This is a genomic window from Candidatus Woesearchaeota archaeon (assembly GCA_016180285.1).
Lineage (GTDB): Archaea > Nanobdellota > Nanobdellia > Woesearchaeales > JACPBO01 > JACPBO01.
This window is the reverse complement of sequence record JACPBO010000016.1, coordinates 1-25,421: the sequence shown is the minus strand read 5'-3', so window position 1 is coordinate 25,421 and position 25,421 is coordinate 1. Positions and strand designations below refer to the sequence as shown.

General features: G+C 38.5%; 25 protein-coding genes. 14 read left to right on the top strand and 11 right to left on the bottom strand.

Annotation, left to right across the window (positions count from 1 at the left end):
• The 3 genes from HYU07_03815 to HYU07_03805 form a co-directional block, all read left to right on the top strand.
• Positions 1 to 840, top strand: an 840-nt coding sequence (locus HYU07_03815) for an NAD(P) transhydrogenase subunit alpha (protein MBI2129343.1), incomplete at its 5' end; no start/stop codon positions are given.
• Complete coding sequence (locus HYU07_03810) at positions 833 to 1,117, top strand: NAD(P) transhydrogenase subunit alpha (protein ID MBI2129342.1); 285 nt, start codon at positions 833 to 835, stop codon at positions 1,115 to 1,117. The genes HYU07_03815 and HYU07_03810, both read left to right, overlap by 8 nt.
• Positions 1,117 to 2,535, top strand: coding sequence for an NAD(P)(+) transhydrogenase (Re/Si-specific) subunit beta (locus HYU07_03805; GenBank protein MBI2129341.1), 1,419 nt, complete (start codon positions 1,117 to 1,119; stop codon positions 2,533 to 2,535). Before HYU07_03810 ends, HYU07_03805 begins: the two co-directional genes overlap by 1 nt.
• Before the next feature lie 3 nt (positions 2,536 to 2,538).
• Here the strand turns inward: HYU07_03805 and HYU07_03800 are convergent, their stop codons facing one another.
• Positions 2,539 to 3,399 carry a DMT family transporter gene (locus HYU07_03800; GenBank protein MBI2129340.1) on the bottom strand — a complete coding sequence of 287 codons (861 nt, stop codon included), beginning with the start codon at positions 3,397 to 3,399 and terminating at the stop codon, positions 2,539 to 2,541.
• A 52-nt stretch (positions 3,400 to 3,451) separates the two neighbouring features.
• On the opposite strand from HYU07_03800, the gene HYU07_03795 reads away from it, so the two are divergent.
• Positions 3,452 to 3,775, top strand: a complete 324-nt coding sequence (locus HYU07_03795; protein MBI2129339.1) for a ribbon-helix-helix protein, CopG family — start codon at positions 3,452 to 3,454, stop codon at positions 3,773 to 3,775.
• 16 nt (positions 3,776 to 3,791) lie between these two features.
• On the opposite strand, the gene HYU07_03790 is transcribed toward HYU07_03795, so the two are convergent.
• Positions 3,792 to 4,856: an mRNA surveillance protein pelota gene (locus HYU07_03790; protein MBI2129338.1), complete on the bottom strand. Its 1,065-nt coding sequence runs from the start codon at positions 4,854 to 4,856 to the stop codon at positions 3,792 to 3,794.
• 57 nt (positions 4,857 to 4,913) lie between these two features.
• On the opposite strand from HYU07_03790, the gene HYU07_03785 reads away from it, so the two are divergent.
• The 5 genes from HYU07_03785 (at position 4,914) to HYU07_03765 (ending at position 11,172) form a co-directional block, all read left to right on the top strand.
• On the top strand, positions 4,914 to 6,101 hold the full coding sequence (locus HYU07_03785) for a hypothetical protein (protein MBI2129337.1): 1,188 nt from the start codon (positions 4,914 to 4,916) through the stop codon (positions 6,099 to 6,101).
• Between the two features lie 78 nt (positions 6,102 to 6,179).
• Entirely contained in the window at positions 6,180 to 8,231 is a 2,052-nt protein-coding gene (locus HYU07_03780) for a hypothetical protein (GenBank protein ID MBI2129336.1), read from the top strand.
• On the top strand, positions 8,228 to 9,187 hold the full coding sequence (locus HYU07_03775; protein ID MBI2129335.1) for a hypothetical protein: 960 nt from the start codon (positions 8,228 to 8,230) through the stop codon (positions 9,185 to 9,187). Before HYU07_03780 ends, HYU07_03775 begins: the two co-directional genes overlap by 4 nt.
• Before the next feature lie 60 nt (positions 9,188 to 9,247).
• Complete coding sequence (locus HYU07_03770; protein MBI2129334.1) at positions 9,248 to 10,210, top strand: hypothetical protein; 963 nt, start codon at positions 9,248 to 9,250, stop codon at positions 10,208 to 10,210.
• 32 nt (positions 10,211 to 10,242) lie between these two features.
• Positions 10,243 to 11,172 (top strand): hypothetical protein, encoded by a 930-nt coding sequence (locus tag HYU07_03765; protein MBI2129333.1) that lies wholly within the window; start codon positions 10,243 to 10,245, stop codon positions 11,170 to 11,172.
• A 28-nt stretch (positions 11,173 to 11,200) separates the two neighbouring features.
• Here the strand turns inward: HYU07_03765 and HYU07_03760 are convergent, their stop codons facing one another.
• The 4 genes from HYU07_03760 to cas4 form a co-directional block, all read right to left on the bottom strand.
• Entirely contained in the window at positions 11,201 to 12,172 is a 972-nt protein-coding gene (locus tag HYU07_03760) for a replication factor C small subunit (GenBank protein ID MBI2129332.1), read from the bottom strand.
• Positions 12,173 to 12,242: 70 nt separating this feature from the next.
• Positions 12,243 to 12,653 carry a hypothetical protein gene (locus HYU07_03755; GenBank protein ID MBI2129331.1) on the bottom strand — a complete coding sequence of 137 codons (411 nt, stop codon included), beginning with the start codon at positions 12,651 to 12,653 and terminating at the stop codon, positions 12,243 to 12,245.
• A 56-nt stretch (positions 12,654 to 12,709) separates the two neighbouring features.
• Complete coding sequence (locus HYU07_03750) at positions 12,710 to 12,973, bottom strand: PRC-barrel domain-containing protein (protein ID MBI2129330.1); 264 nt, start codon at positions 12,971 to 12,973, stop codon at positions 12,710 to 12,712.
• 60 nt (positions 12,974 to 13,033) lie between these two features.
• Complete coding sequence (gene cas4, locus HYU07_03745; protein ID MBI2129329.1) at positions 13,034 to 13,867, bottom strand: CRISPR-associated protein Cas4; 834 nt, start codon at positions 13,865 to 13,867, stop codon at positions 13,034 to 13,036.
• A 96-nt stretch (positions 13,868 to 13,963) separates the two neighbouring features.
• Here cas4 and HYU07_03740 point away from each other — a divergent pair, with 96 nt between their 5' ends.
• A complete protein-coding gene (locus tag HYU07_03740) occupies positions 13,964 to 14,923 on the top strand; it encodes a tyrosine--tRNA ligase (protein MBI2129328.1) in 960 nt (319 codons plus the stop codon).
• A 74-nt stretch (positions 14,924 to 14,997) separates the two neighbouring features.
• Here HYU07_03740 and HYU07_03735 read toward each other — a convergent pair whose 3' ends face one another.
• Complete coding sequence (locus HYU07_03735; GenBank protein ID MBI2129327.1) at positions 14,998 to 16,206, bottom strand: insulinase family protein; 1,209 nt, start codon at positions 16,204 to 16,206, stop codon at positions 14,998 to 15,000.
• 43 nt (positions 16,207 to 16,249) lie between these two features.
• Here HYU07_03735 and HYU07_03730 point away from each other — a divergent pair, with 43 nt between their 5' ends.
• The 3 genes from HYU07_03730 to HYU07_03720 all read left to right on the top strand — a co-directional run bounded on the left by HYU07_03730 (position 16,250) and on the right by HYU07_03720 (position 20,164).
• Positions 16,250 to 17,314: an aminopeptidase P family protein gene (locus tag HYU07_03730; GenBank protein MBI2129326.1), complete on the top strand. Its 1,065-nt coding sequence runs from the start codon at positions 16,250 to 16,252 to the stop codon at positions 17,312 to 17,314.
• 9 nt (positions 17,315 to 17,323) lie between these two features.
• Positions 17,324 to 19,099 (top strand): hypothetical protein, encoded by a 1,776-nt coding sequence (locus tag HYU07_03725; GenBank protein MBI2129325.1) that lies wholly within the window; start codon positions 17,324 to 17,326, stop codon positions 19,097 to 19,099.
• Between the two features lie 111 nt (positions 19,100 to 19,210).
• Entirely contained in the window at positions 19,211 to 20,164 is a 954-nt protein-coding gene (locus tag HYU07_03720) for a two pore domain potassium channel family protein (GenBank protein MBI2129324.1), read from the top strand.
• A 43-nt stretch (positions 20,165 to 20,207) separates the two neighbouring features.
• Here HYU07_03720 and HYU07_03715 read toward each other — a convergent pair whose 3' ends face one another.
• Entirely contained in the window at positions 20,208 to 20,543 is a 336-nt protein-coding gene (locus HYU07_03715) for a hypothetical protein (protein ID MBI2129323.1), read from the bottom strand.
• Between the two features lie 146 nt (positions 20,544 to 20,689).
• On the opposite strand from HYU07_03715, the gene HYU07_03710 reads away from it, so the two are divergent.
• Positions 20,690 to 21,442, top strand: a complete 753-nt coding sequence (locus HYU07_03710) for a hypothetical protein (protein MBI2129322.1) — start codon at positions 20,690 to 20,692, stop codon at positions 21,440 to 21,442.
• On the opposite strand, the gene HYU07_03705 is transcribed toward HYU07_03710, so the two are convergent.
• The 3 genes from HYU07_03705 to HYU07_03695 all read right to left on the bottom strand — a co-directional run.
• Complete coding sequence (locus HYU07_03705; GenBank protein ID MBI2129321.1) at positions 21,439 to 21,582, bottom strand: hypothetical protein; 144 nt, start codon at positions 21,580 to 21,582, stop codon at positions 21,439 to 21,441. The genes HYU07_03710 and HYU07_03705 overlap by 4 nt on opposite strands.
• Before the next feature lie 48 nt (positions 21,583 to 21,630).
• Positions 21,631 to 24,567: a DNA gyrase subunit A gene (gene gyrA, locus HYU07_03700; GenBank protein ID MBI2129320.1), complete on the bottom strand. Its 2,937-nt coding sequence runs from the start codon at positions 24,565 to 24,567 to the stop codon at positions 21,631 to 21,633.
• 120 nt (positions 24,568 to 24,687) lie between these two features.
• On the bottom strand, positions 24,688 to 25,421 hold a 734-nt coding region (locus HYU07_03695; protein MBI2129319.1), incomplete at its 5' end, for a tyrosine-type recombinase/integrase.

The following is a 25,421-nucleotide window of genomic DNA, read 5'->3' as shown; positions in this document are numbered from 1 at the left end:
TTGGAAATAATAAAAACAATGGCAGATAAAAAAATAACGTGTTTCTCAATGAACCTGATTCCGCGAATTTCAAGGGCGCAAAAAATGGATGCACTGACATCCCAGTCAAATATCGCAGGCTATAAGGCAGTAATTATGGCTGCAAACGAATTAGGAAAAATATTTCCTTTGATGATGACTGCTGCAGGCACATTGCATCCGGCAAAGGTTGTTGTTCTCGGTGCAGGTGTTGCAGGGTTGCAGGCAATAGCAACTGCAAAGCGGCTTGGCGCTTTAGTGGAAGCTTCTGATGTAAGGCCTTCTGTCAAAGAGCAGGTTGAAAGCTTAGGGGCAAAATTCATTGAAGTTCCATTCGATAAAGATGCAGAAGACAAAGGTGGATATGCCAAAGCTGCATCTCCGGAATTCCTGAAGAGGCAGGCTGAAGAAGTAAGCAAGAGGGTTGCAAATGCAGATGCTGTGATATGCACTGCATTGGTTCCAGGAAAAAAAGCCCCAATTCTTGTGACAGAAGAGATGGTTAAATCAATGCGATCTGGATCAGTTATTGTTGACATGGCTGCTGTCCAGGGAGGAAACTGCGCTCTGACAGAGCCAGGGGAAATTGCTGTTAAGCACGGCGTCAAGATCATTGGAGTGAAAAATATCCCGGCAACTGTTCCTGTTCATTCAACGCAGATGTACGCAAAAAACATTCTTAACCTATTGCTCACAATAATAAACGAAAGCAAAATTCATATTGATCTGACAGATGAAATTGTAAGCTCAAGTTTAATAATCCATCAGGGAGAGATCGTAAATAAAACTGCGCAGGAGCTTATCGGAGGTCATCATGATTGATTTTTATTTGTTTATTGTATTTGTACTGGCAATTTTTGTAGGATTTGAAATCATCAACAAAATTCCGCCTATACTGCATACTCCTCTGATGTCGGGATCGAATGCAATTTCAGGCATTACAATAGTCGGCGCATTGCTCTCGCTTCCTTATGCAAGCCCGACACTGGCTGCTATCCTTGGCATGTTTGCCCTGATTTTAGCCACAATAAATGTTGTCGGCGGCTTTATGGTTACAGACCGAATGCTGAAGATGTTTGAAAAGAAAGGTGGAAAATAATGAATTACATTGTTGAGTTTTCATATTTGCTGGCAGCAGTTCTTTTTATTCTTGGAATGAAACTGATGACTCATGTCAAAAGCGCAAGAAAAGGAAATCTGCTGGCAGCAGTCGGCATGTTTGTTGCTGTTGCTGCGACTTTGATTAATATGAAAAGCGGAGATGCCAGCGCTGGAATTCCTGCTTCAATTGGATGGCCTTATATTATCGCAGGCATAATTGTCGGCAGCATTATTGGAATGCTCTTTTCAAAAAAAGTCAAGATGACAGGCATGCCTGAGCTTGTTGCTATTCTGAACGGCTTTGGAGGCGGCGCATCTGTTTTAGTTGCGATTTCCTATGTTTGGGCAAAAAGCAGTTCAGTTTTGTCTTTGTCAGATATAATTACAGTGATGCTCAGCATACTGATAGGATCTGTTACATTCACAGGCAGCATGGTGGCATTTGCAAAATTGAAAGGGCTGATTGCAGGCAGGCCGATTGTTTTCAAAGGAAATAACTTATTGAATGGCGCGCTTTTTATTGTTGTTTTAGCATCTTTAGTATGGGCGGTTATTATCCGCTCGGATATTGGCGCAGCCCACATGATGCTACTTGCTGTTACAATAATTTCATCTATCTTAGGTGTTCTGATTGTAACCCCAATTGGAGGAGCGGACATGCCTGTTGTGATTTCACTCCTTAATGCATATTCAGGTCTTGCTGCCACAGCAACCGGATTTGTTTTGGGAAACAGCCTGCTGATAATAACAGGATCATTGGTTGGAGCTTCAGGAATTATTCTTTCAAATATAATGTGCAAGGCAATGAACAGATCGCTGCTGAATGTTTTGTTTGGTGGCTTTGGCCAGGCGCAGCAGAAAGAAAGCAAGGAAGGAGAATATCAGAATATCAAGGAATGCTCGCCAGAAGAAGCAGCGCTTATACTGGAATCAGCAAAATCAGTCATTATGGTACCGGGCTATGGAATGGCTGTTGCGCAGGCGCAGCATGCAGTTCAGGAATTAGCTTTAGCATTGGAGAAAAAAGGCGTAAATGTTGTATTTGCAATACACCCTGTTGCAGGAAGGATGCCCGGGCATATGAATGTCTTGCTGGCAGAAGCTGATGTGCCGTATGAAAAATTGAAAGAGATGGATGAGATAAACAATGAATTCAAGCAGGCAGATGCTGCAATTGTTATAGGAGCAAATGATGTTGTGAATCCTGCAGCAACCCAGAATAAAGGAAGCCCTATTTACGGAATGCCTATCCTGAATGTGCATGAAGCAAAGACCGTGATTGTGATCAAGAGAAGCCTTGGAGCGGGATTTGCAGGAATAAAAAATTTATTGTTTGAATATCCGAATACGCTGATGCTTTTCGGAGATGCAAAGGAAATGCTCAAGAAGCTGACGCAGGAAGTTAATGAATTGTGATTTTTATATAGATAACAAAACTAAACCGATCAAGACAGAAACAATGCCTATTTTTTGATTTAATTCCAATGTTTCTTTAAAAAATATTCTGGCCAGGATCACAGTAACCATTGGGAAGGCTGCGCCGATCGGGGCCACTACAGCAGTATATTCATAACTGATGCCAATTCCGTAGGACAAGAAGGCAATAAATTCGAGAATGCCAATTAATAGCACAAATAATGCAGCATTTTTCGGGAAGGATATATTTTTCTTTGCTGCGCCGGAATATATCAATAAATAAAAAACAGTAGCTGTTTTTATAAGAAATATCGGCAGGAACCAGCTCAATTTATCTGCCAAGAAGCCAATAAGAACAAAATATACGCCCCATCCCAGCAGCGCAATTATTGCGTATTCCATGCCTGCTGCAATATTTTTCAGCCTTAATTTCAACAGATCGCGCAGCCTGAAAGATGCCAGAATAGCGCCTAAAATAGCCAAGCTTACACCTATGGCTTTAAGCGCGGTTAAATTTTCATTAAGAAAAATCAAACTTAAAATTACTGTAACAACTGCCCAACAAGCAGCAATCGGGCTGACAATTGAAACTTTACCTGTCTGCATTCCTTTATAAAAAGCCAGCCATGAGATGACCCCGAGAAAACCTGCAGTTAAGATTATGCCTATTGCGCTGAATGAAAGCAATGGCAATTTAAAAAATAAGGAGAATATTATAAAAAACAAAATTACGCCGATTATCTGGCTCCAAAGAAAAGTTTTAAGCACGCCTGTTTTTCTGACAGCTTTTGCAGCAAAAAAATCAGCAGCTCCCCAGCCGATCATTGCAATGATACCGAAGATTATGCCAAGCGGAATACTCATAAAAAAGAATATTGAAACTATGTATTTAAATCATTCGAAAAAGTAAAAAAAGTTGGAAAAAACAGAAATCTTTAAATATTACAATGTATTACTTAGGCATACAATGGAAGCCGTAACTGTGAAATTTCAAGAGGATGTGCTGAAAAAGATAGATGAAACCATATCTGAACATAACTTCAATTCCAGAACAGAATTTATAAGGGAAGCAGTAAGAGATAAAGTGGCAGAACTAAGCAAAGAAGACTTAGTTAAAGAGTTTCTAAAATACAGGGGCAAAGCCAGGAAAAAGACTACTTACGAAGAAAACAGAATGACAAAAGAAGCGGTAAGCAGGGAGTTGTTGGCAGAATTAAATAGGAGATTTGAATTAAAATAAAAAAGAGATTTGTTTTTCAATAATTCAGCTTATACCTCAATATTGCACCGATCCCGCCCAGTCCATTCAGCTTCTTGCCGCCGTCATGATCTGAGCTTATGATGTGCACCTCCCCCTTTGCGCTGTCAACATTCCTCATTATCGCATCCAATCTGTCATAAGTCTTCTCTTCCCTTGATTTCCTGATCAAAGAATCAGCAACAATCAATACTTTAATTGCGCCCATATTTGCTGCATTCTCTACTTCATTTATGCCGTAGGCTGCAAGAGCATTTTTTGCAATATTCACCATTAATTCCTCAACAAGGTTCATCTCCTTTGCAATCCTGTCTTTTTTTAAAACTGTCTGCACTTCTTTCCTTTTCAGCACTTCGTTGATCGCCTCTTCGCCTTCAGAAGAGCATGATGCAAGAACAATCTTTTTCTTCAATTCATCGTCTTTTAACTGCTTCATAAGGTCTTCTTTCCAGAATGACGGGCTTGCGAGAATCACATTGTCGATTTTGTAGCGTTTAATGTATTCTTGCATTGTTTTTATGACATCAAGGTAGAATTCTGTTTTTACTCTTTCTTTTACTGCCTTTTTTTCAACCTCCCCCTTTATCCTGCTCAATAAGTCATAGCCCTGCTTTTTTGACAATGCAAACAGCGCAGAATCCCGGTCTAGGATGCATATTAAAATCCGCGATGTTTCTTCTTCGCATGCTTCCTTTAGTTTATCCAGCTGGTATCGCAGCCATTTTTCTTTTACAATTTCTATAATCGAGCCGATCTCGACATTAAAAGAATGATGCTCTCCTCTTGTGATGTCTTCCGGGCCTTCGACAATCACTCCGAGAACCCTTAAAATATCTGAAGTTTTGCTGAATTCAACTTTTTCAGCCTTTATTGCAATAAAAACTGGTTTTTTGATAACTGCCTGCTTTCTTGCTCCTTCTTCGCCGATTTTGATCTTCCTGAGAGTCCTTCCTTTAACTAAATCTCCGCTGTCAATCAGGTTGCTTAAATACCATAGGTCATCTAAGCTCTCTACCCTTACTTTTGCTTCCCCTTTCCTAATATTGGAATAAATCAGCTTCATAGCTTAAAAACAATAAAGTTTATATATAAATTTATTTATTTGTTTAAATGAACTGCAATGTTTAAAAAAAGAGCACAGGAATCAGCCGGGCAAGCAGCTACATTGATATCTGTAATAGCCATTTTGTTAATTCTCTATATATTGTTTCTGCCGCCTGAGGAGAGGAGCAATCTCCTTGGTGAAAATGACAACGGAGGGGGAAGCGGAGGAGCTGGCAGCGCAAATGCAAGCGCAAATATCACTTTGCTGGTTAAGATCCCCGGGAGGCTGGATCCTGCAGAAGAGCCAGAGCCGCATAATATTCCAAACATCAATTTATTCGAGCTGACAAAGTCGCAGGAGCTTGTGAGGGCGAATCCATTTTACATAAAAAACGCATGGTTTGACAGGAAAACATATAACTTCAGCTTTGCAATAGGCGATTTGCCAAACACGAATAATGCGATACTTTCCTTTGCAGTTCCAAAACACTCAGGCATACTCATAATAAAATTGAATGGCGCCACAATATACGAATATGCAATAACTACATACAATATTGAGCCGATTGATTTGAAAAAAGACCTGCTGAAAAATAACAATATTCTGAGTTTTGAAGTCAGCGGTGTCGGAATGGCATTCTGGAGGACAAACGAGTACAGCATAGAGAATATAAAAGTGCTTGCGGATATAACTGACATAAGCAGGCAGAAGAGCCAAAATACATTTATAATACCGGACAGCGAGTATTTGAACATAGAAAAAGCAGCTCTTAAGTTTACACCAAACTGCAAGGAAAAAGAGGTCGGAGCTTTAGAGATAAACATCAATGACAGGTCTCTCTCATCATCTGTGCCAGAGTGCTATCACGTCAACAAAATAGCAGTTACGCCAACTATACTTGAAGCCGGAGAAAACTACATTACATTTGAAACGAAAAAAGGAAGCTATCTTATAGACAATATAAAGGTGGAAACCGAGCTTAAGAAAACAAGGGATGTAACATATTATTTTGAGTTGAATTCAACGCAGCTCAATGATGCGAAAAATGGCGACAGGACAGTAACTGTTAAACTGGAGTTCGTAGATGATACTGAAAATAAGAGAGGGACAATAAATGTTAATGGGCATGTTACGAACATTGACCAGACTGAAATAAGCTATTCAAAAGTGCTGCCGTCATACTGGCTGAAGCAGAGCAATTACATCAAGATAACTCCGATAACAACTTTGAATATTGCTGAATTGAGAGTGACACTGGATTGAATTTTGGATTTTTATGGTTATTTGCTGAATAAGAAAAATGAAAAAGACGATAAAATTATTCTCAAAAGAGGATTAAAAATGCCTTTACCTGAAGGGTCAACATATGCCGGAATGAGCAAAGAAGAAATAAGGGGGCGTATAGCTGACATAAAAAAACGCATGGCGCAAGGTGGTGCTGAAAATAGGCCTCTGGCGCAATTGGCAGCTAAAGAGCAGCAGATGGCTGCTGAGCGAATGATGTCGCCTGTGCAGCGGGTTCAAAGCGGAATGCGAGAAGCTGCAGTTAGAGCGCAAGATGTTCGAAATTATGTGGTGGAAAAAGGGCAAAGTGTCCGAAATTATATAGATGAGAAAAGAGGCGATACAACGCTTTTAAAAATCATCTTTCTCGCCTTGATGACATTTCATATTATTGATGCTTCTACCGGCTTTGCCGCATACGGGGATATTTTTAATCTGAGGGTATTAATCTATTTGATTGGAGCTTCTGTTGTGCTCTTTTTATTCTACTTTAAAGAAAAGGAATGGCCGCTCATTGCCCCGAAATTTTTTGATGTTGAAGGGCCTGAATATGGCGTTGGCAGGCTGAAGTTTCATTTTGGAAGGATTGCAGGGCTGTTTTTAACCATAGTGTTTTATTCTTTGATTTACAGGTATATGCCGGACATACAAAGAATGTTCCTGCCACTGGGCGCGCTTGGAAATACAATTTATGTCGTCTTAGTTGTTGCTCTTGTTTTAACAATCCTTTATTTTATTTTTGAAAAGAGAACATGGGAAGCATTATTCCAATCTGTAATGCTTGGCTTCCTGGCAACATTTATACCTGTTTATCTGCCATACCTTTCAAATTTTGGAGTTGATAAGGCAGTAATAGATATAGTGCTTTTGTTCTTTCCCGTATATTATGTTTATTTTGTGTTTATTGCCCCGCCAAACAACAAATTTTTCAAATGGCTCAGAAATATTACAATAATCATTTGGCTTTTTATCTTCCTAATGACAGCGTATTCTGCGATAGAAGCCGGAACAATGTCTAACATACCAAATTTTCATGCAATTCCTGGCGTGGAAGCTGCAATGCAGCCTTCTGCATTGGGAGCATTAACTGATTTCTGGCGCCTTGTTTCTAATTCATTCAAGGATTTTGCGAGTGCTATAGCAGTTATACCTGCCAATATAGCCAAAAGCTGGAACCAATATGCGATATATGCTTCCGGCGGTTATTACCAAGGAACTGTTGAGCAGAACCAGAATACTCCTCTTGGAGTTTATATTGACCAACTGAAGTCTGCAAGCCCGAAGTTTTATGAAGGCGAGACTGTGAGTGTTTATGCAAGGCTGCATGGAAAAAGCCTTGAAAAAAAGAAGAATGGTAAACCGACAACTATAACTGTTATCTGCAAGAATGATAAGAATAAGGCTGTAAAGGTGTCGCCAGAAAAGGTTGATATGTATGCTGCTGTGGAAGAATCTATTGATTGTTGGGTTTCTGATGCAACAGCCGGCTCGATGAAAATAGAGCTTTCTGCAAGCTTTGATTTCACAACAATGGGCTATTTGAAAACTTACTTCATAGACAAAGACAAATATGAGGATTTCCAAAAATCCGGGATTGATGTTTTCAGGCATTATGGAATAGAAGAAAATCCCGATGCAATATACACAAATGGACCGATAATGCTTGGAATCGGATCAAGAGATCCGCCAGTTGCTATCCCTTCTGAAACTAGCGAGATAGAAAAAGAAAAAATTTTAGTAGCTGTTACAATAGAAAATCAGTGGGGCGGCGTAATCAATGATGTGAAGGGCATTACAGTGGAGATACCTGAAGGGCTTGAGATAATAGATCCTGCAGGCAAGGACTGCCCATATTTGAAACTAGATAAAAATGAAGGCGGTTATAATAAATATGCACTTGCAAAACCGCTTCAAAAAGAGTCCCTCTTTTCAAAAGATGCCACGATAGAAACTTTCCGCTCAATAAGGTGCTTTGCAAAAATAACAGACAGGAACAAACTTTTAGGAACAACACCGATTTCAACAAAATACATCAGAGCAGATGTAACTTACAGCTATACTGTAAAAAAAGACATAACTGTTGATATTGAAAAATCCATTTCACAATGAAAAAATATATAATCATTCTGGCATTGTCAATTTTCATAGCTGCCTGCACTTCTCAGACAGACAATAATTACAAGTTTGAGGATGTTTATAAGGGAGTTGAAGGGCTGAGATTTAGCTTTCTTACGAATGCCCCGCCGAGAGAAGTTTATGACGGATCGCCATTTCAAATCATAGTTAATCTTGAAAATAAAGGCGCTGCGGATGTAAAAGATGGAGTTCTTGTAATGTCTTTGGAGCAGGATTATGTGAAACTTGAACAGGGCGAAATAAGCAGCAGCCTTGGCCTTTATGGCAGAACTGTAAACAACCGTTATGGCGAGCAAAAAAGAGAGGTTTACACATTAAGCGCAAAAATACCTGAAGAGCAAAGCGAGTCTCATAAAACTCAGATATATGCCACTGCCTGCTACAAGTATAAAACAAAACTTAAGGCAGATGCCTGCATTGACACAGATATTTACAATTTAAAGGAAAGAACACGATCTTGCAGGGTTTCTGATTATTATTCTTCATCAGGCCAGGGAGCGCCGGTTTCAATAACAAGAATAGAGGAAACAATGCTGCCTGAAGGCGAGAATAAGATAAGGCCGTCTTACAAGATTTATGTAAGAAACCAGGGAAGAGGGGAAGTTGTTTTGCCTGATAAGACCAATGATGCCTGCGGCGCTGTTCTGGCGAAAGATGCTCTTAATAGAATAATTATTGATGATGTAAAATTGTCTTCGTATTCTTTAAAAAATGGCGATTTTGAATGCGCGCCGGTGGAAAAAGACGCAACACAGCCTACATTGACGCTGAGAGAAAGCGAAGATTTCATAATATGCACATTAAAAGAAGAGAAAGCAATATCGACAGATACGGCTAGCTTTTTGACAGGATTGGAAATTGACTTAGAGTATGGATATACAGAAACTATTTCGAAAGAGGTAAAGATTGTAAGGAAATTAAGAGTATAAATTTTGCATATGCATTTCGAAAGTTTTATATATAAAACAAACGACGTTATCCGCTTAAAGATGAAAAAAGAGATTAAAATCTTATTTGCGATAATTTTATTAGCCGTTCTTATAGCTGGCTGCTCAAGTTATAGTAAGGAAAGCGCTAACAGGCCAAAGGAGATTAAATTTCACACAGGAACACAGGGCGTGGTTATGAACTTCATGAAGAATGCACCGCCGGACAGGATGTTTGACGGCGACAAGGTTGATTTTGTAGTTGAAGTCAAAAACAATGGAGCTTACCCCGAAACAGACTCATTCCAGGGCTATCTTTACATCAGCGGCTATGATGTGAATGCATTTCAGGATCAAGGATGGGATGGCGGCAATCTTTTGCCTTCTACGCTGCAGGGAATAACTGAGAATAACCCGGTTGGCGGCTATGCAACAAAAACATTCAAGGCAACTGTAAAGGTTCCTTTTGAAGGCGATTCCTATTCGCCGACAATAGTTATTTCATCATGCTATACTTATAAGACAATAGCAGAGGCTTCTATCTGCATAGACCCAGAGCCGTATAGAACATCGGACGAGCCGCAGGTATGCAGCATACATGATGTTTCGTTAGGCGGCGGCCAGGGAGCTCCGGTTGCGGTAACAAGAGTAGATGAAGATGTCACAAGAGACAAGGTTATTTTCAAGATTTACATAAGAAATTCCGGCGGAGGCCGTGTTTTCACCACTGATGCCTTTAACAACAATAAATGCCCTTCTAATCTTGACTTTAGTGATGTAAACAAGGTGCTGCTGGATGGAGGCTCGCTTGGAGTGCAGCTTCCAGGAGCAGGACAGGCAGAATGCACGCCAAGAGGAACTTATGATGATCCAATAAGGCTTGTAGACAACAACGGCGTAATAACGTGCACTTTCAACAAGCCAATAACGTCAGGCCCGGCCTATACAACAACGCTGCAGATGAATCTGGTTTACGGATATACTTCCACAATACAAAAAACAATAAAGATTATAAATATAAAGTAATATTTGATTGAATTATCTGAAGGAGGGTAAAAATGAATAAAAAAATAATGATGTTTTTTTCGATGTTGCTGATAGCTGTTTTATTGGTTGCCTGCGAGAGCAGTAACAAAAAATCAGATGTTCAGCAGTCCCCATACATTGGCGGAACAAAGGGGATAGCTGCAACTTTTGAGCCTTTTGGCGTTTACAACGAGCAGACAAAGATATATGAAATTTTTGAAGGTGAAGCATTCCCGATAGAGATAACAATTAAAAATAAAGGAGAGCAGAAGGTTGAAGCAGGCGTGCTTTCTGCCAACTTAACAGGCATAAGCTTGGCTGAATTCTCAGGAATAGTTGCAGGAGGGAGCGTAACAAATAATGAATCAATAGACGAGGTTTCAGATACAAACAAAGATGGAGGGCAAATAACCTTGGATTTAACTCCTGGAACTGTAGATGCAAAATATTTAATTAATCTTAGCGGAGGTACGAAGGACCTGGATATTTATGCGAGGGTTTCTTACAGGTATAAGACAAGGGTTTCTGTTCCCAAGGTTTGCTTTAAGGGTGATCCGAATAGCAAAGAAATATGCAATATAGAAGAAACAAAAGCAGCATATTCTTCAGGTGCCCCGATACAGGCAATATCAGCTGAAGAGAAAAGCATTGGCACCGGCAAATTCATGGCGGAGATTGTTATTGAGAATAAAGGCAGCGGAGAAGTCACAAAGCCAGGCACAGGATTCAGCACAAGGTATGATGAACTGACTTTCAGCGTTTCAGAGCCGAGCATATGGGACTGCAAGTCAGGTGGAAAATTGAATGAGGCAAGGCTTGATTCTGACGGAAAGGCAACAATACAATGCAGGACAAAGAATGCTGTTGCAAAAGATGATCTTTACACAAAAGAATTAAGGCTTGACTTTGATTATGACTACAGGGAGCTAATACACCAGCAGCTCAGGCTGAAGAAACAGTAAATTTTTTTATTTTAATTCTTTTTTAATTTTATTCTTTGTTTCCAACAAGAACGAAATGGCTTAATAAAGCCTCTAACTGCACGAATTCATCAGCGCCTTCTGTCATCCTGAACTCTATTTCCCCGCATTTGTCGATCAGATGGACTTTGCTTTTGTCATCTATCTCCAGAACCCATATCTCCTTTTGGATCTGCTTTATCATGTCAAGGCCGCTTAAGCCGTAATCAAGCATTATTTTCAGCAAAGCATTTCTCGCATCTATAAACTTATTTTGCAATGCGAGCTCCAGCGCAGCTTTAAGCTCTTTTGGCTTTGCAACAGATGCCATTGAATAGACAAGCTCTTCTGTTATGTTTTTTTCAATGGCTGCGCAGCTTTGCAGGATATTTTCAACCCGCCTGCAGTCTCCCTCGCTTATCTCAAACAATGCTTCTTTTGCCTTCTGGTCTATTTTTAAGTTTTCAGATTTTGCAACTATGTCTATGATCTCAACAACATCGTGCTTCTCCAATGGCTTGAACCTGAAAATTGCGCATCTTGACTGGATCGGATCAATAATTTTGCTGCTATAATTGCATGAGAGAACAAATCTGGTTGTTCTTGTAAAATTCTCCATAGTTCTTCTCAATGCCTGCTGCGCCTCTTTTGTCAAGGCATCACATTCGTCCAAATAAATTATCTTCCAGGGAACGTTTCCAATGGCTTTTGTCCTTGCAAAATCCTTGACTTTGTTCCTGACAATGTCAATTCCCCTCTCATCACTTGCATTTAACTCGAGAAAATCATTCTGCCATCCGTCACCAAAAAGCTGCCTTGCAATTATCAATGCTAATGTTGTCTTTCCAACTCCTGCCGGGCCTGAGAATAATAAATGAGGCATGTTTTTTTGCTCAACAAATGCCCTGATCTTTTTAACAATCTCTTTCTGCCCTTTCATGTCAGAGAAATTCCTAGGGCGATACTTCTCGATCCAGATTGCATTAGCTTCTTCTGCCCCCATAAGAATAAAGGATATCTGGTTAATTTAAATAAGTTTCTAAAGTGAGGTCAAATATCATATTGCGATATTATCAAAATTCATCAAGAAATGTCTTTATAATGTCTTTTTTCTCATTCAAAACATAAATCTCGTTTACCCACAAACTTTTTTTGGATTTTCTGATTATCGGAATGCCGCCGGTATGAGCGAGTATTCTTGTATTTTGCAGCAGATTCATTGAAGAGATATTTATATAGACGCTCCTTACAGCCAAGATATCTTTTTTCCCAGCCACATAAGACTCAACAGCCTGCATTTCATCACCCATCTCGTAAAGAAGCTCTTCACCGCTTTTGGAATATATTACACTTTCTATTTTAGTTGGCACATAGTGCGCCCAACACATTACTTCCAATCCAAAAGTTATTTGATCTGTAACGATTGCTTCGAGTAGAATATCTGCCAAGAAATTTTCATTTAAAAGTGAACTGGCATCATACATGCATCATATAATATTTTAGTTCGTTAATAAATCTTTCTGAAGGAAATTCAAATAAATTAAATTATGTCTTCTTCAGCAATAACCATAAAGTCGCCTATTGCGGCAACTGCGCTGAATGGGATCAGAATATGGCTGTCCTTGTCTTTCTCCAATTCGAGCTTTAATGCGTAGTTTGTCGGGTTTGTAAGGACAAGATGTATCAATTCGCCTGTTCTTGTCTCAAAAACAATATCGCCGACTTCGCCAAATCGCTTGCCTGTTTTGCTAACAACTGTCTTTCCAATCAACTGTCTTGAGAATTTTTTGTCATCTTCAGCCATTTTTCCACCTTTTCTATATTAATTATTATGAAGTAGGTTATCCGATTAATTAAGTTATATTTAAATTTTTGGTTTTTGAAGCGTATTTACGCTGAAACATTGCTCTCTTAAGCTGCATTTAATGCATTTATTCCTGTTTTCGCAGAAATCCGGGGCAAGACTGCTGTTTATAATTTCAAATGCTTCGTCCCTTAGTTTTAGTATATCCTCTTCAAGGAAAGGGTTCATTGTTACCTGCCTTAGCTGATTGTTGTCAAGATATCGTATAAATCCCTCTTTGACTGATTTATTTGAATATTCCCTGAGCAGAAGCATGTAGCTGCCAATCTGCACCTTGTGGCCAGGCCAGATGCCTTCATTCGGGCATTTCCCTGTTTTAAGCTCATAGGGGACCAACTCGTCAGCATAGTCCTCTACCTTGTCAATTATGCCTTTAAGCATGAGTCTTTTTGATTCCACTCTGAATTCGGACATTATCTTTGGAGTGAGCATCTGCCACAATTCCTCGCCAAAAACATTGTGCTTCTTTATGAAAGAAAAGATGTTTAATGCCCTTTGCTCTGATTCGGCCAGAATCATTGGCCAGCTTTCCCTGAAAATGGAATTCATGCTTAGGTTTACCTGTTTTATCATTGCTTTGTTGCTTATTATGACGTTTCTGAGGATTTTAGAATACGCTGTTTTATAATTGCTGACTAAGATGCTGAAATTCGCATCTTTTTTGATTGCTTTTATGAAACTTTCCTCATTTTTGTTGATGTTATCATACACCTGATGCCTTATTGTTCCTTTCACAAGAACATCCTTTGGAGCTTCAACAAGCTTTAGAACTTCTGTGAGATAGAATTTCCTTGGGCAGTACATGTAGCTGGAGAGTGAGCTGACACTGAGCATAGTTTAATCTTTATTGTTTTGTTTATAAATATTTTGAGCGCAGCTGTCCAGTGGCTTTAGAAAGGTTTTTATATATTGCTGATAATTTAAAATAAAATGGACACTGATGAAAGATTGAGCCTGATAAAAAGAAACACAGAAGAAATAGTTACAGAAGAAGAGTTAAGGCTTGTTTTGGAAAAAAAGAAAAAGCCCATTATTTATTGCGGCTATGAGCCTTCCGGGCCTTTGCATCTTGGCCATTTTGTCACAATCACAAAGCTTATTGACTTCGGCAAGGCAGGATTTGATGTCAAAGTTTTGCTTGCCGACATACATGCATTTTTGAACAGAAAAGGCGGTGAAGAAGAGATTAAAAAAGAAGTTGAAAACTGGAAAAAAACAATCAAGGCAATTGGGTTAGATGCAGATGTTGTTCTTGGAAGCAGCTTTCAGTTTGATAAAGAATACCAGCTGGATGTAATGAGGCTTGCACAGGCTTCAACAATCAACAGAGGGTTAAGAAGCATGCAGGAGATTGCAAGGGATATTGAAAATGCCACAATCTCCCAATTATTATATCCTTTAATGCAGGTTGCTGATATAAAATATCTTAATGCAGATGTTGCAGAAGGCGGGATGGAGCAGAGAAAGGTGCATATGATCGGGAAGGATATGATGCAGATATTGAAGCATCCTTTTGTTGCTGTTCATACGCCATTGATAACTTCTTTGAAAGGCCCCGGAGAGAAGATGTCAAAATCAATTCCCGGCTCAGGCATTGCTGTTACAGACAGCTATGATGAAATAAAAAGGGTAATTGGCAAGGCATACTGCCCTGAAAAGATCGCAAAAGAAAACCCTATTCTGCAGATTGCAAGGCTGATAATATTCCCAAGAATAGAAACATTTGAAATAAAAAGGCCGGCAAAGTTCGGAGGAAATCTGGAGCTTGATGATTACAAAACTCTGGAAGATGCGTATGCTGATGGAAAGATACATCCGCTTGACCTGAAGAATGCTGTTACAGAGTATTTAGAAACAATAATTGCTCCGATAAGGAAGAACTGGAAATAACTATAATAGCGGACAAAGAATATTGAGAATTGTTGTCCGCTATTAATAAGCAAAGAACACCCTCTATTGCTCAATTATTTGTGTTCTTTGCTATATTTCTGCTTTACAACCGCCAAAACATAATCTTTTGTCAGGTATTTTCTTGCCGCATTTTTAACATCAGCCAAAGTAACTTTCCTTATTTCGCCGATGTAATCTTCAGGCGCATCTGCGAATTTCTCAAAGTTCAGGAAATCCGCATAATGCCTGCTGTCCTCGTTTTCCACAATAAACTCGCCTTCAAGAAATGTTTTTGCCTCGTTGAGCTCTTTTAATTCCAGATTTTGAAGTTTTTTGAATTCGCCGACTGCTATGCTTATGATCTTATCTATGTTTTCTTTCCCGCAGTTGAAATAAACAGAAAAAAATCCGTGGTCTATTCCATTGTCATTAAGCACGCCAACTTCATAAGCCAAGCCTCTTTTTGTCCTTATCTCATCAAACAGTTTTCCTGACTGGCCCCTTCCCAGCACAGCCCTTATTATGTCAAAAACATAGCTTTCCCTGCTCTTCCTGTCAACTGTTTTGTACCCCAAAACAACGTAAGAATGGCTTATGTGCTTTGTTTCAGTTATTGAGGAGCTTTTATTTTTATTTTTTATTTCTATTTTCCTGCCGGGAACTCCTTTTTCAATTAAGCCGAAATATTCTTCAGCCTTTTCTTTCACGTTTTCAAGATCGCCTACAATAGAGATGACTGTGTTTGAGCCGACATAATGCTTCTTGTAATAATCAACAAGGTCTTTTCTTTTTATTTTTTTAACAATATCAACTGCTCCGTAAGTCGGAAGAGCTGCCGGGCCTCCCTTAAATAATTCTTTCTGGAACAAAATCCACTGGTAAAAACGAGGCTCGTCATTCACCGAATTGATTTCGCTGAGAATCACCTTTCTTTCCTTTTCAATGGCTTTTTCATCGAATATCGGGCTTAAAATAATGTCTGACAAAACATCCAGAGCAACTTCAAAGTGCTTTTTTGGCAGCTTTGTGTAAACAAATGTCCTTTCATTCGTTGTTGCCGCATTCAGCTCGCCTCCAAGGCTTTCTATTTCATTTGCAATCTGCAGGGTTGTCCTTTTTTTTGTGCCTTCAAAAAGCATGTGCTCAAGAAAATGGGATATGCCGTTGTTGCCTGCATTTTCATTGTCGCTGCCGACTTTAATGCCGACTTCGATAGCCAAAGACTCAGTTTTTCTTCTGCAGAAAACAACCCTTACGCCATTTTTTAGAATGAAAGTTTCCATAATGTAGAAAGTTTTTTAAGTTATATATATTCTTTATGGAAATATGAGGCTGAAGGAGTTCCAAAAAATCCTGAAGAGCAAGAAGATTGATGCAGCTATTATCATGAATTACAGGTCAAAGGACCCTAATCTGCTGTATTTCACCCAGTTTGAAACTGATTTCAGCATTTTGGTGGCTGCAAAAAATCTTGTAAAGTCTGTTGTTGCGGCAATGGAGCTTGAAAGGGCAAAGAAATCTTCTATAATAAAAAACATAATTAAGATTGAGAAAAAAGACAGGAAAGAAAGGTTATTTGATTTTATTAAAGGCCTGCTGAAGAGGCAAAATGTCAGGAGAATGGGAATAAACAAGAATGTTGTTTCTTTAAATGAATATAAGGAGATAAGAAAATCATTTAAAAATATAAAATTTGCGGATATTTCAAAAATATTGAACGGATTAAGGCAGATAAAGACTGAAAAAGAGATCGGAATAATAAAAAAGGCATGCCGTATATCAGACGGAATTCTTAAAAAATGCTTCAGGGATTTCAGCAGATTTAAAACAGAAAAAGATGCTGCTGATTTTCTTGAAAATGAGGCTAAAAAGAATAACTGCGGCCTGGCATTTCCGACAATAGTTGCCTCTGGAAAGAATTCATCGATGCCGCACCACAAAACGAGCAACGCAAAGCTGAAAAAGGGATTCTGCATAATTGACTTCGGCGTAAAATACAAAAATTACTGCACTGACACAACCAGGACAATTTATATCGGAAAGCCAAATGAAAAAGAAGCTGAGATTTATGGTTTGCTGCTTAATTTGCAGAGAGAAACAATTAAAGAGCTGAGAGCGAATAAAAACTACAAAATTGCGGAAGAGAATGTCAGAAAAAAATTAAAAGAATACAATAAAAACTTTATACATGGCCTGGGCCACAGCTTTGGCATCAACATTCACGAATATTTTGACAATAAATTAAAGGAGAATTTTACAATAACTGTTGAGCCAGGCATTTATTTTAAGGGAAAATTCGGGATAAGGATTGAAGACAGCGTTTTGATCAAGGAGAAAAGCGCAGAGCTTCTCACAAAAATACCAAAAGATTTAATAACAGTTGAAAAGTGACTTTAAACAATGAAATACGATCTTGAGAAATTCAATTCCGCAGCAGAGGATTATAAAAAAATCCTGAAAAACCTGAAAAACAAAAGTGTTTTGATTTATTTTAACCTGAATAATAAAAAGGCGTATCACTCAATTGCGCCGCTATCAAAGGCAATCCACGAACTCAATGGTGAGCTGAATGCAGTTGCCTTTGAGAAAAATTCTTCATCGCTTGATGTTTTGAAAGATGTCTGGCAATGTTTTAAAGACTTTAAAAAAGGCATCAGAGATAAAAAAACCATTGCGCTGAAAGAATTCATTGATGAAACTGAGAAAAAAACAAAAGGCAAATTCATTGAGATTTTCAATCCACCTGAACTGATTCTTGAAGCAGGGGAAAAGGGATTTAAGGGAACCTTTAAGCTGCCTTATCATGATGAATGGTTTATGGCTTACAGGCCTGATGACTTAATTGAAACTGCAAAGATAATATGGAGCCAGGTTTATGACCTGAAAAAAGGAGAGAATGTTTCTATTGGGTTTGAAACTGTGCCTCGCGAGAAGGACCTTGAATTGCCGCTTGAGGATTATCTCGATTCTTATGCAATTGCTTACGCCATGATGCTTGCAATAAAAGGCTATGCTTCAGAATTAAGAATGGGCACAACCACATCAAAAATGTCAATGCTTGAAAAAGGCGAGAGGATTTCAGAGCTCAGGGCAACGCTTCTTGGATGCGAGCTTGATAAGGAAATTGACGAGCCTGTTTTTGTTAAGTTCAAAAAATTATCAGAATTGCTGAAGATCAACAGGCTGGAAACTCCTGATGCAACATTCTCTGTCAGAGGAAAAGGGTATGCCGGGAAACATTTATTCGGGGAGGTTATCGGCTATCCAACGCTGAATAAGAAATCAAGGTGGAGTTCGCCTGGCCAGATAATCTATAAGCTTGATTACTATCCGCAGACAAAATCTGAAGACAGAGATCCGAAAGCAAGAGTGGGATTTACAGAAACTTTGCCGATAGATGTTTTTATCGAAAGCTGCAGAATAGACTGGCTGAAGATGAAAGAAAGAGATGACAAGATAAGTGAAATCGCGGACAGAAGCGATAAAATAATTGTAAGCGGAGAAGAAGTTGAAGGCGGCAGGACAGAGTTTGAAGTTGGGATGATCAAAAAAGACGGCGGAAGAAGAAGGGTTAGAGGCTCTGATGTTGAAACAAGGAACAAAGTAAACCAGGATTATTTCAAGGAAACCGGGATTAAAGCAGGAACAATGGCCAATATTCCAGGCGGAGAGGCATTTATGACCCCGGAATATTTAAAGGGAACTTTTGTTGGAGATGTTGTCATAAGCATTGACCAAAGCTATCTGCTTTCTGACAAAAATCCGCTGGTTGTTCAGTGCTACGGCGACTGCTACAAGATACTAAAAGGCGATAAGGCGATAATTGAAAAATTTGAAAATAAAAAGAAGGAAGCGTGGAAGCAGATTCTGGAGCAGGAGAAGAACAAAAGCCTGCCATTTGATGTGATAAAGCTGAAGAAAGATAACTTCAATAAAATAGGGGAATTTGCAATCAACACTAATCCGAATGCAAAGCTGTGCAATTACCTGATTGTGAATGAGAAGATAGCCAACATGATCCATATTGCCCTTGGATCTGGATTTGAGGCTGACAGGGCAACAGAGTATCATACAGATATAGTAATAGATGCGCCAAGGCAGAAGCTTGATATTTACGGATTGGATAAAAAAGGCAATAAGCTGTGGATTCTTAAAAAAGGAAAGTTTGCTGTTTAGTGAACAAAAACGAAATTTTCATTTTCGAAACATTTAAATATAAGAAGTATATACCAGTATACTAATTTCTATACTGAATAGAGGACGTATAGGGATTGCTCGCATGACAAAATGGAAAAAAAAAGTTTTAACTTTGTTGGATTTGTCGATAAGATTACTTTCAAGAAGGTTTTCTTATATTGGCTCTCATACATGTTTGTCTTTGGCATTGTTTTCTTTTTATTATCTCTTACCCAAGATAATGGCATTTTGTACAAACAAGAAAGACTGATTCCATCCATTAATGGCTTTATCACAGCACAATATTTTAGCTTCATAACATCGGCATCTGCTTCGCAGGGTTATGGCGACATCATGCCTGTCGGCATATCAAGGATTCTTGCAGTGATTGAAGCTGTTTCTGGCCTGATAATTTTTGGCTTATTGATCTCAAAGCTGGTTTCAATAAAGCAGAAAGTAATCCTTGATGAAGTGTACGACATTTCATTTGATGAAAAAATAAACAGATTGAGAAGCGGCCTGTATCTGTTCAGGGCAGAAGCCGGAAAACTTATTGATAAGATCAACTCAGGCAATGCATCAAAGCAGGAAATAAAGGATTTATGGCTGACGACAACAACATTTGACACTAATTTGTACGATCTCTTTAATATCATATGCCCAAACAGGAAGAACAAAGAATTTGTCAAAAAGGTTGATGAATTAAAGCTGGAGCTTATATTGAGGAGCATAGAAAGCTCCCTGAATAAATTGCTGGAATTGGTTGTTACATTGAACATAAAAGGCATCAGCTGGAAAAGCGAGATGACATCAGAGAATGTGAATTCAATAATAAACATGATCGGCCAGATAGAAGGTCATTACAAAAAAGAAAGCGTCAGCAAAAAGATCCTCAATATGCTTGAAGATATTGAAAAAATAAGGAGCGAGGTCAAGTACCAGGTTGAAGAGTACAGCAGAATTGAGGAAAAAGCGATAAAAGAAGAGATAAAGGATGATATGAAAGCAGAAACTAAAAGCGAAGAAAACAAACAAAAAGAGGAAATAATTGTTACGGTTAATTAAAAATAAATGCTAACCTAGTTTTTATAAATACTCATTTTTTGTTCTATTCTTCTAGGAACCGGACCATTAATTGATAATTTTGTGACCATGTTTCAAATGAAGCGTCCTCTGCAAATTTAATAGCCTTTTTATAATCTCCCATTGATTCGGCACGTATCATCATATATTCATTGCTATTCATATAAAAGCCACCAGCGAGTTTTATATAATTATCAAAAGTCATACTTTGTGATGCTTTTTCTTCAAGCACATCTTTTTTCTTTTGACTAATCCATCCTTTTCCATAAACTTTTTCTATAAATTTTCGTTTAGCTTCTTTTGAATGAAGGAATTTAAAGAATTTTTCTGTTTTAATTTCATATTCCAGATCGGATTTCATTTTGACTCCCATTTTATTTGCATCTATTTGTTAATCTTATTCACTCAATAGTAACTATTAAACGCCTAAATATTTAAATCTTGCTGTAATTTTAAATTACGACAAATAGATAAATTTAAAAATAAGTTTCTATTTATGTTAAATTCATGGAGTCTTTAAACATAAAAGATAGGCTTAAAGAAATAGGCTTGACAGAAAACGAAGTCAAAGTTTATATCGCCTGCCTTGAATTGGGATCATCCTTGGCTTCAAAAATAGCTGAAAAAAGCGGAATTTATAGGACGATAATTTACGACATATTGAATAGTCTTATTGAAAAAGGCCTTGTTTCTTATCTTATAAAAGAGAATAGAAAATATTTTCAGGCCACTTCTCCAGAATCCTTAAATAAATATTTAGAAGAAAAAGAAAGAATACTGCTTGATCAAAAAGAAACAATAAAGCTCATAATAGAACAATTGAAGAAAATAGAAGCGCCTAAAAAAGAGCCCTATTCAATTGAAGTTTTTGGCGGCAAAGAAGGTTTTAAGACATTACTGGAGGACATACTAAAAGAAGGAAGAGACTATAAAATGATTGGTTATGAGGCTCTCGGAGCAAAACTGCTCAAATATTATTTTATTCACTGGCAGAAAAGAAGAATAAAACAAAAGATAAAAAGACACATAGTTGCAAAGAAAAAAAGGAGAAGCGAAATAGAAAAATACAAACAATTAACAGAAGCAAGATTCCTGCCAGATGATTATGAAATTCCTACTTCTGTTTTGATTTATGGTCATAAATCAATCCTGTTTCTTCCACTAGAAGAGGATTTTGTTGCGATCAAAATAGACAGCGAGAAAATAACAAAATCATTTGAAACATATTTTGAAATCCTTTGGAAAATCGCTAAATCTTAATCTGTATCAGGCAGCTTCTCAGAGCATTTCCTGCAGTAGATCTTCTTTCCCTTGCTTTTGCCAATGCATTGATTGCAGATCGCTGCTCCGCACCATCCGCACAGCCCGACAGTTTCCTTTCCATGAAGTATGCATCTCATTTTTTATCACCTTGAAAACACAAGTTCAACATGTTTTTATTTTTGAGTTTAAATATTTTGCTTATTTTCAGAGTTTCCATTCTCTTCCTTCACAATCCTTGCAGCTGCAACCAGCTTGTCGCCTTCTTCAAGCTTCATGATCCTTGCTCCCTGCGTTGCCCTTCCGATGGCAGGAATTCCTTCTGCCTTTGTCCTTATCACAATGCCATTCTTGCTGATGAATATCAGCTCGTCATTATCAGTTACTGGCTTGACAGCAACAACGCAGCTGTTTCTTTCGCTGCAGAGTATGTTTCTGACACCGACACCGCCGCGGCTGACCAGCCTGTATTCTGAAATCTGCGTTCTCTTTCCATAGCCGTTTTCTGTAACAGTCAATAAAGTTTTGGAATCGTCGCCGATTACCATTCCGACAATCTCATCATCCTGCCTTAATCTTGCTCCCCTGACGCCTTGCGCTGATCTTCCGGTTGCCCTTACATCCTCTTCCTTAAATCGGACTGCAAGCCCGTTTTTTGTAGCAAGGATTACCTGCTGCTTTCCGTCTGTGAGGCTTGTTGCTATAAGCTCGTCGCCTTCTTCCAATGTAATGGCAATTATTCCGCCGGCTCTCGGCCTTGAATATTCTGCAAGATTTGTTTTCTTAACTGTGCCTTTTCTTGTTGCGAATACTATATGATGCTGATCATCAAACTCCCTTACAGGAACAAATGCGCTGACTTTCTCATCTTTACTTAAGTCCAATAAATTAACAACAGCAGTTCCTTTTGCAATTCTTGATACTTCCGGGATTTCATAGACCTTGAGCCAATGCACTTTTCCCTTGTTTGTGAAAAACAAGATATAAGAATGCGTGTTTGCAATAAACAGGTCTTCAACAAAGTCCTCTTCTTTCCTGCCTGCGCCTATAACTCCGTGCCCGCCTCTTTTTTGCAGCTTGTATGCGCCAACAGACAGCCTTTTTATATAGCCTTCGTGCGTTATTGTAACAGCCATTTCTTCAGGCTTTACAAGGTCTTCTGTGCATATCTCATCTGCAACTGATTCCTCAATCTGCGTTCTTCTGCCATCGCCGTAATTGTTTTTAATTTCAATTAATTCATTTTTTATTACACCTAAAATTTTTGCTTCATCTGCAAGCATTGCCTTAAGAGCTTCTATGAGCTTTAACAATTCCTTGTGGTCATTTTTTATTTTCTCCTGCTCTAATGACGCTAACCTTTGCAGCCTCATGTCCAGTATTGCCAATGACTGCACTTCAGTAAGCCTATAATCGCCAATAAGCATGATCTTTGCTTCTGCTGCATCCCTTGATTTCTTTATTTTTTGTATAACATTGTCTATATCATTTAATGCTATGATTAACCCTTCCAAAATATGCGCTTTCTTTTCAGCTTCATTGAGGTCAAATTCTGTTCTCTTCCTGACAACATCCTGGCGGTGCTTTATGAAATGCTGCACCATTCCCTTAAGGCTTAAGACCTTGGGCTCATTGTTGACCAAGGCGAGCATTATTATGCCAAATGTTGTCTGCATTGATGTGTGCTTGTAAAGCTGGTTAAGGACAACTTCGGGATTTGCGTCTTTTTTCAGCTCTATGACAACGCGCATTCCTTCCCTGTCGCTTTCATCCCTTAAATCAGAAACTCCGCTAAGGCTCTTATCCCGTATAAGGCCTGCAATCTGCTCTATCATGATTGATTTGTTCACCTGGTAAGGTATTTCATTTACAATTATGTTTTTTCTTTCCTTCTTTTCTTCAATAGCAGTCTTTGCCCTTACAATCACGCTGCCTTTTCCGGTTTCATAAGCCTGTTTTATCCCGCCTAAACCGAGAATTGAGGCTCCGGTTGGAAAATCAGGTCCGCGTATGAAGTGCATCAGCTTCTCATTTGCAATATCAGGATCGTCAATTGCAGCAATAATGCCGTCTGAAACCTCTGAGATGTTATGCGGAGGAATATTTGTTGCCATGCCAACTGCAATTCCTGAAGATCCGTTGATGAGCAGATTTGGAATTTTAGAAGGCAATACAGTTGGCTCTTTAAGGCTGCCGTCAAAATTATCAGCAAACTTCACAGTTTCCTTTTCAATGTCCTGCAGCAGCTCTTCTGCAATCTTGTTTAATCTTGCTTCACTATAACGCATTGCGGCAGCTGCATCACCGTCAATAGAATTGTGCACAAAAATGCCTGCAGCTAAAGCAAAGTTGTGCGTTTCTTCAATTGTAAGGTCATAAACATCTTCTTGTTTATTTAAGATAACAACATCCTTGACTTTATGGTTTAGTTTGACAATTTTTATACCCAATTCGGCATATGAATTCAGATATAACGACATTAAAGAATCTCCGGATTTAAGATGCTGCGCCTCTTTATAGCTTCCGTCTCTTAACATAAATTTATGATCTAATGTGCATTTTATTTCTTCATCATTGTCTAAAATTATTTTTATGATTTTTTGATTTTTCTTTGTAAGCCGCGGGTTTTTTATTTCTGCTATCTCTGCATCTCCATTTTTGTTTATAGTGTAGGTATAATTTTTTTTGTTTTGTTTGTGCTCTTCAACCAGCTCTTTGAACGACAAATCCCTGTTATCGGTTAACTTTACTTTTGCGTCTCCTGTAAAACACCCAAAATTTCCCTGGCCCTGTAACAAAGGATAACGCAGCGAGAAATCCTGAACCATTCTGACCATTGCATCATAGACTGCTATATCGCCATGCGGATGATATTTTCCCAAAGTTTCACCGACGATCCTTGCTGATTTTTTAAAAGGCTTGTTGTGGTGCATGCCCATATCGTTCATTGCAAAGAGAATCCTTCTGTGCACCGGCTTTAACCCGTCTCTTACATCAGGCAATGCCCTTCCGACAATTACAGACATGGAATAATCAAGATAAGACTGCTTCATCTCATCTTCAATCACTCTGTTGACTATTCTTTCCTGTTTTTTGCTGTTATTTTCTTCAGAATTTTGATCCATTTTCAGAATGTCCTCATTAAATAAAAGCATACTTTTATTTAAAAACCTATCGTTTCTAAAATGGCGAGATAAGGCTTAAAATGGCAGAATTTTGGCGTTTCAACATAGATCAAAAATAGGTTATAATAAATCTGCCAGCCTTTTTATGTCCCTGTTTGCAACATGAGTGTAGATCTGAGTTGTCTGAAGGCTTGCATGCCCCAATAATTTCTGGATGTGCCTTATATCAGCCCCTGCTTCAAGCAGATGCGTTGCAAAGCTGTGCCTAAATGTATGGGGGGTTACCCTTTTATTTACGCCTGCTTTCATTGCAGCGCTTTTAACTATAACCTGAATAGTCCTTTTGCTGTATTTCCTGCCAATGTTTGAGAGAAAAATAAGGCCTTCTTTCTTTAAGCCGAACATCACAATAAACTGCTTTAGCTTCTGATGAAGGAAAAGAACCCTGTCTTTGCTGCCTTTTGTTATTTTAAGATGGATTGTATCCCTGTCAAAATCAATGTCTTCCCATCTTAAATTCACTATCTCATCAAGCCTTACTCCTGTGTAATACAAAAACATGAGAATAAGCCTATGGCGGAGATTTAATGTTGATTCAAACATTTTGGTTATTTCCTCTCTGCTCAATACTATAGGGAGCTTTCCATCACTTTTTGCAAGAGGTATTTTCTCGTCAAACTTTTGGCTTAAGACATGCTCATAAAAGAACTTAAGGGCAAAATAAGCTGAGCGGATGGCAGATCTGCTCTTCCCCGTATAGCCCAAAAGATATTCCCTTGGCTGTTTTCCGGATGCCAGGAAATTCTTTATCAGGTTAAGATATGCCTTTTCAGTCTGCTTTGAATACTTCCTTA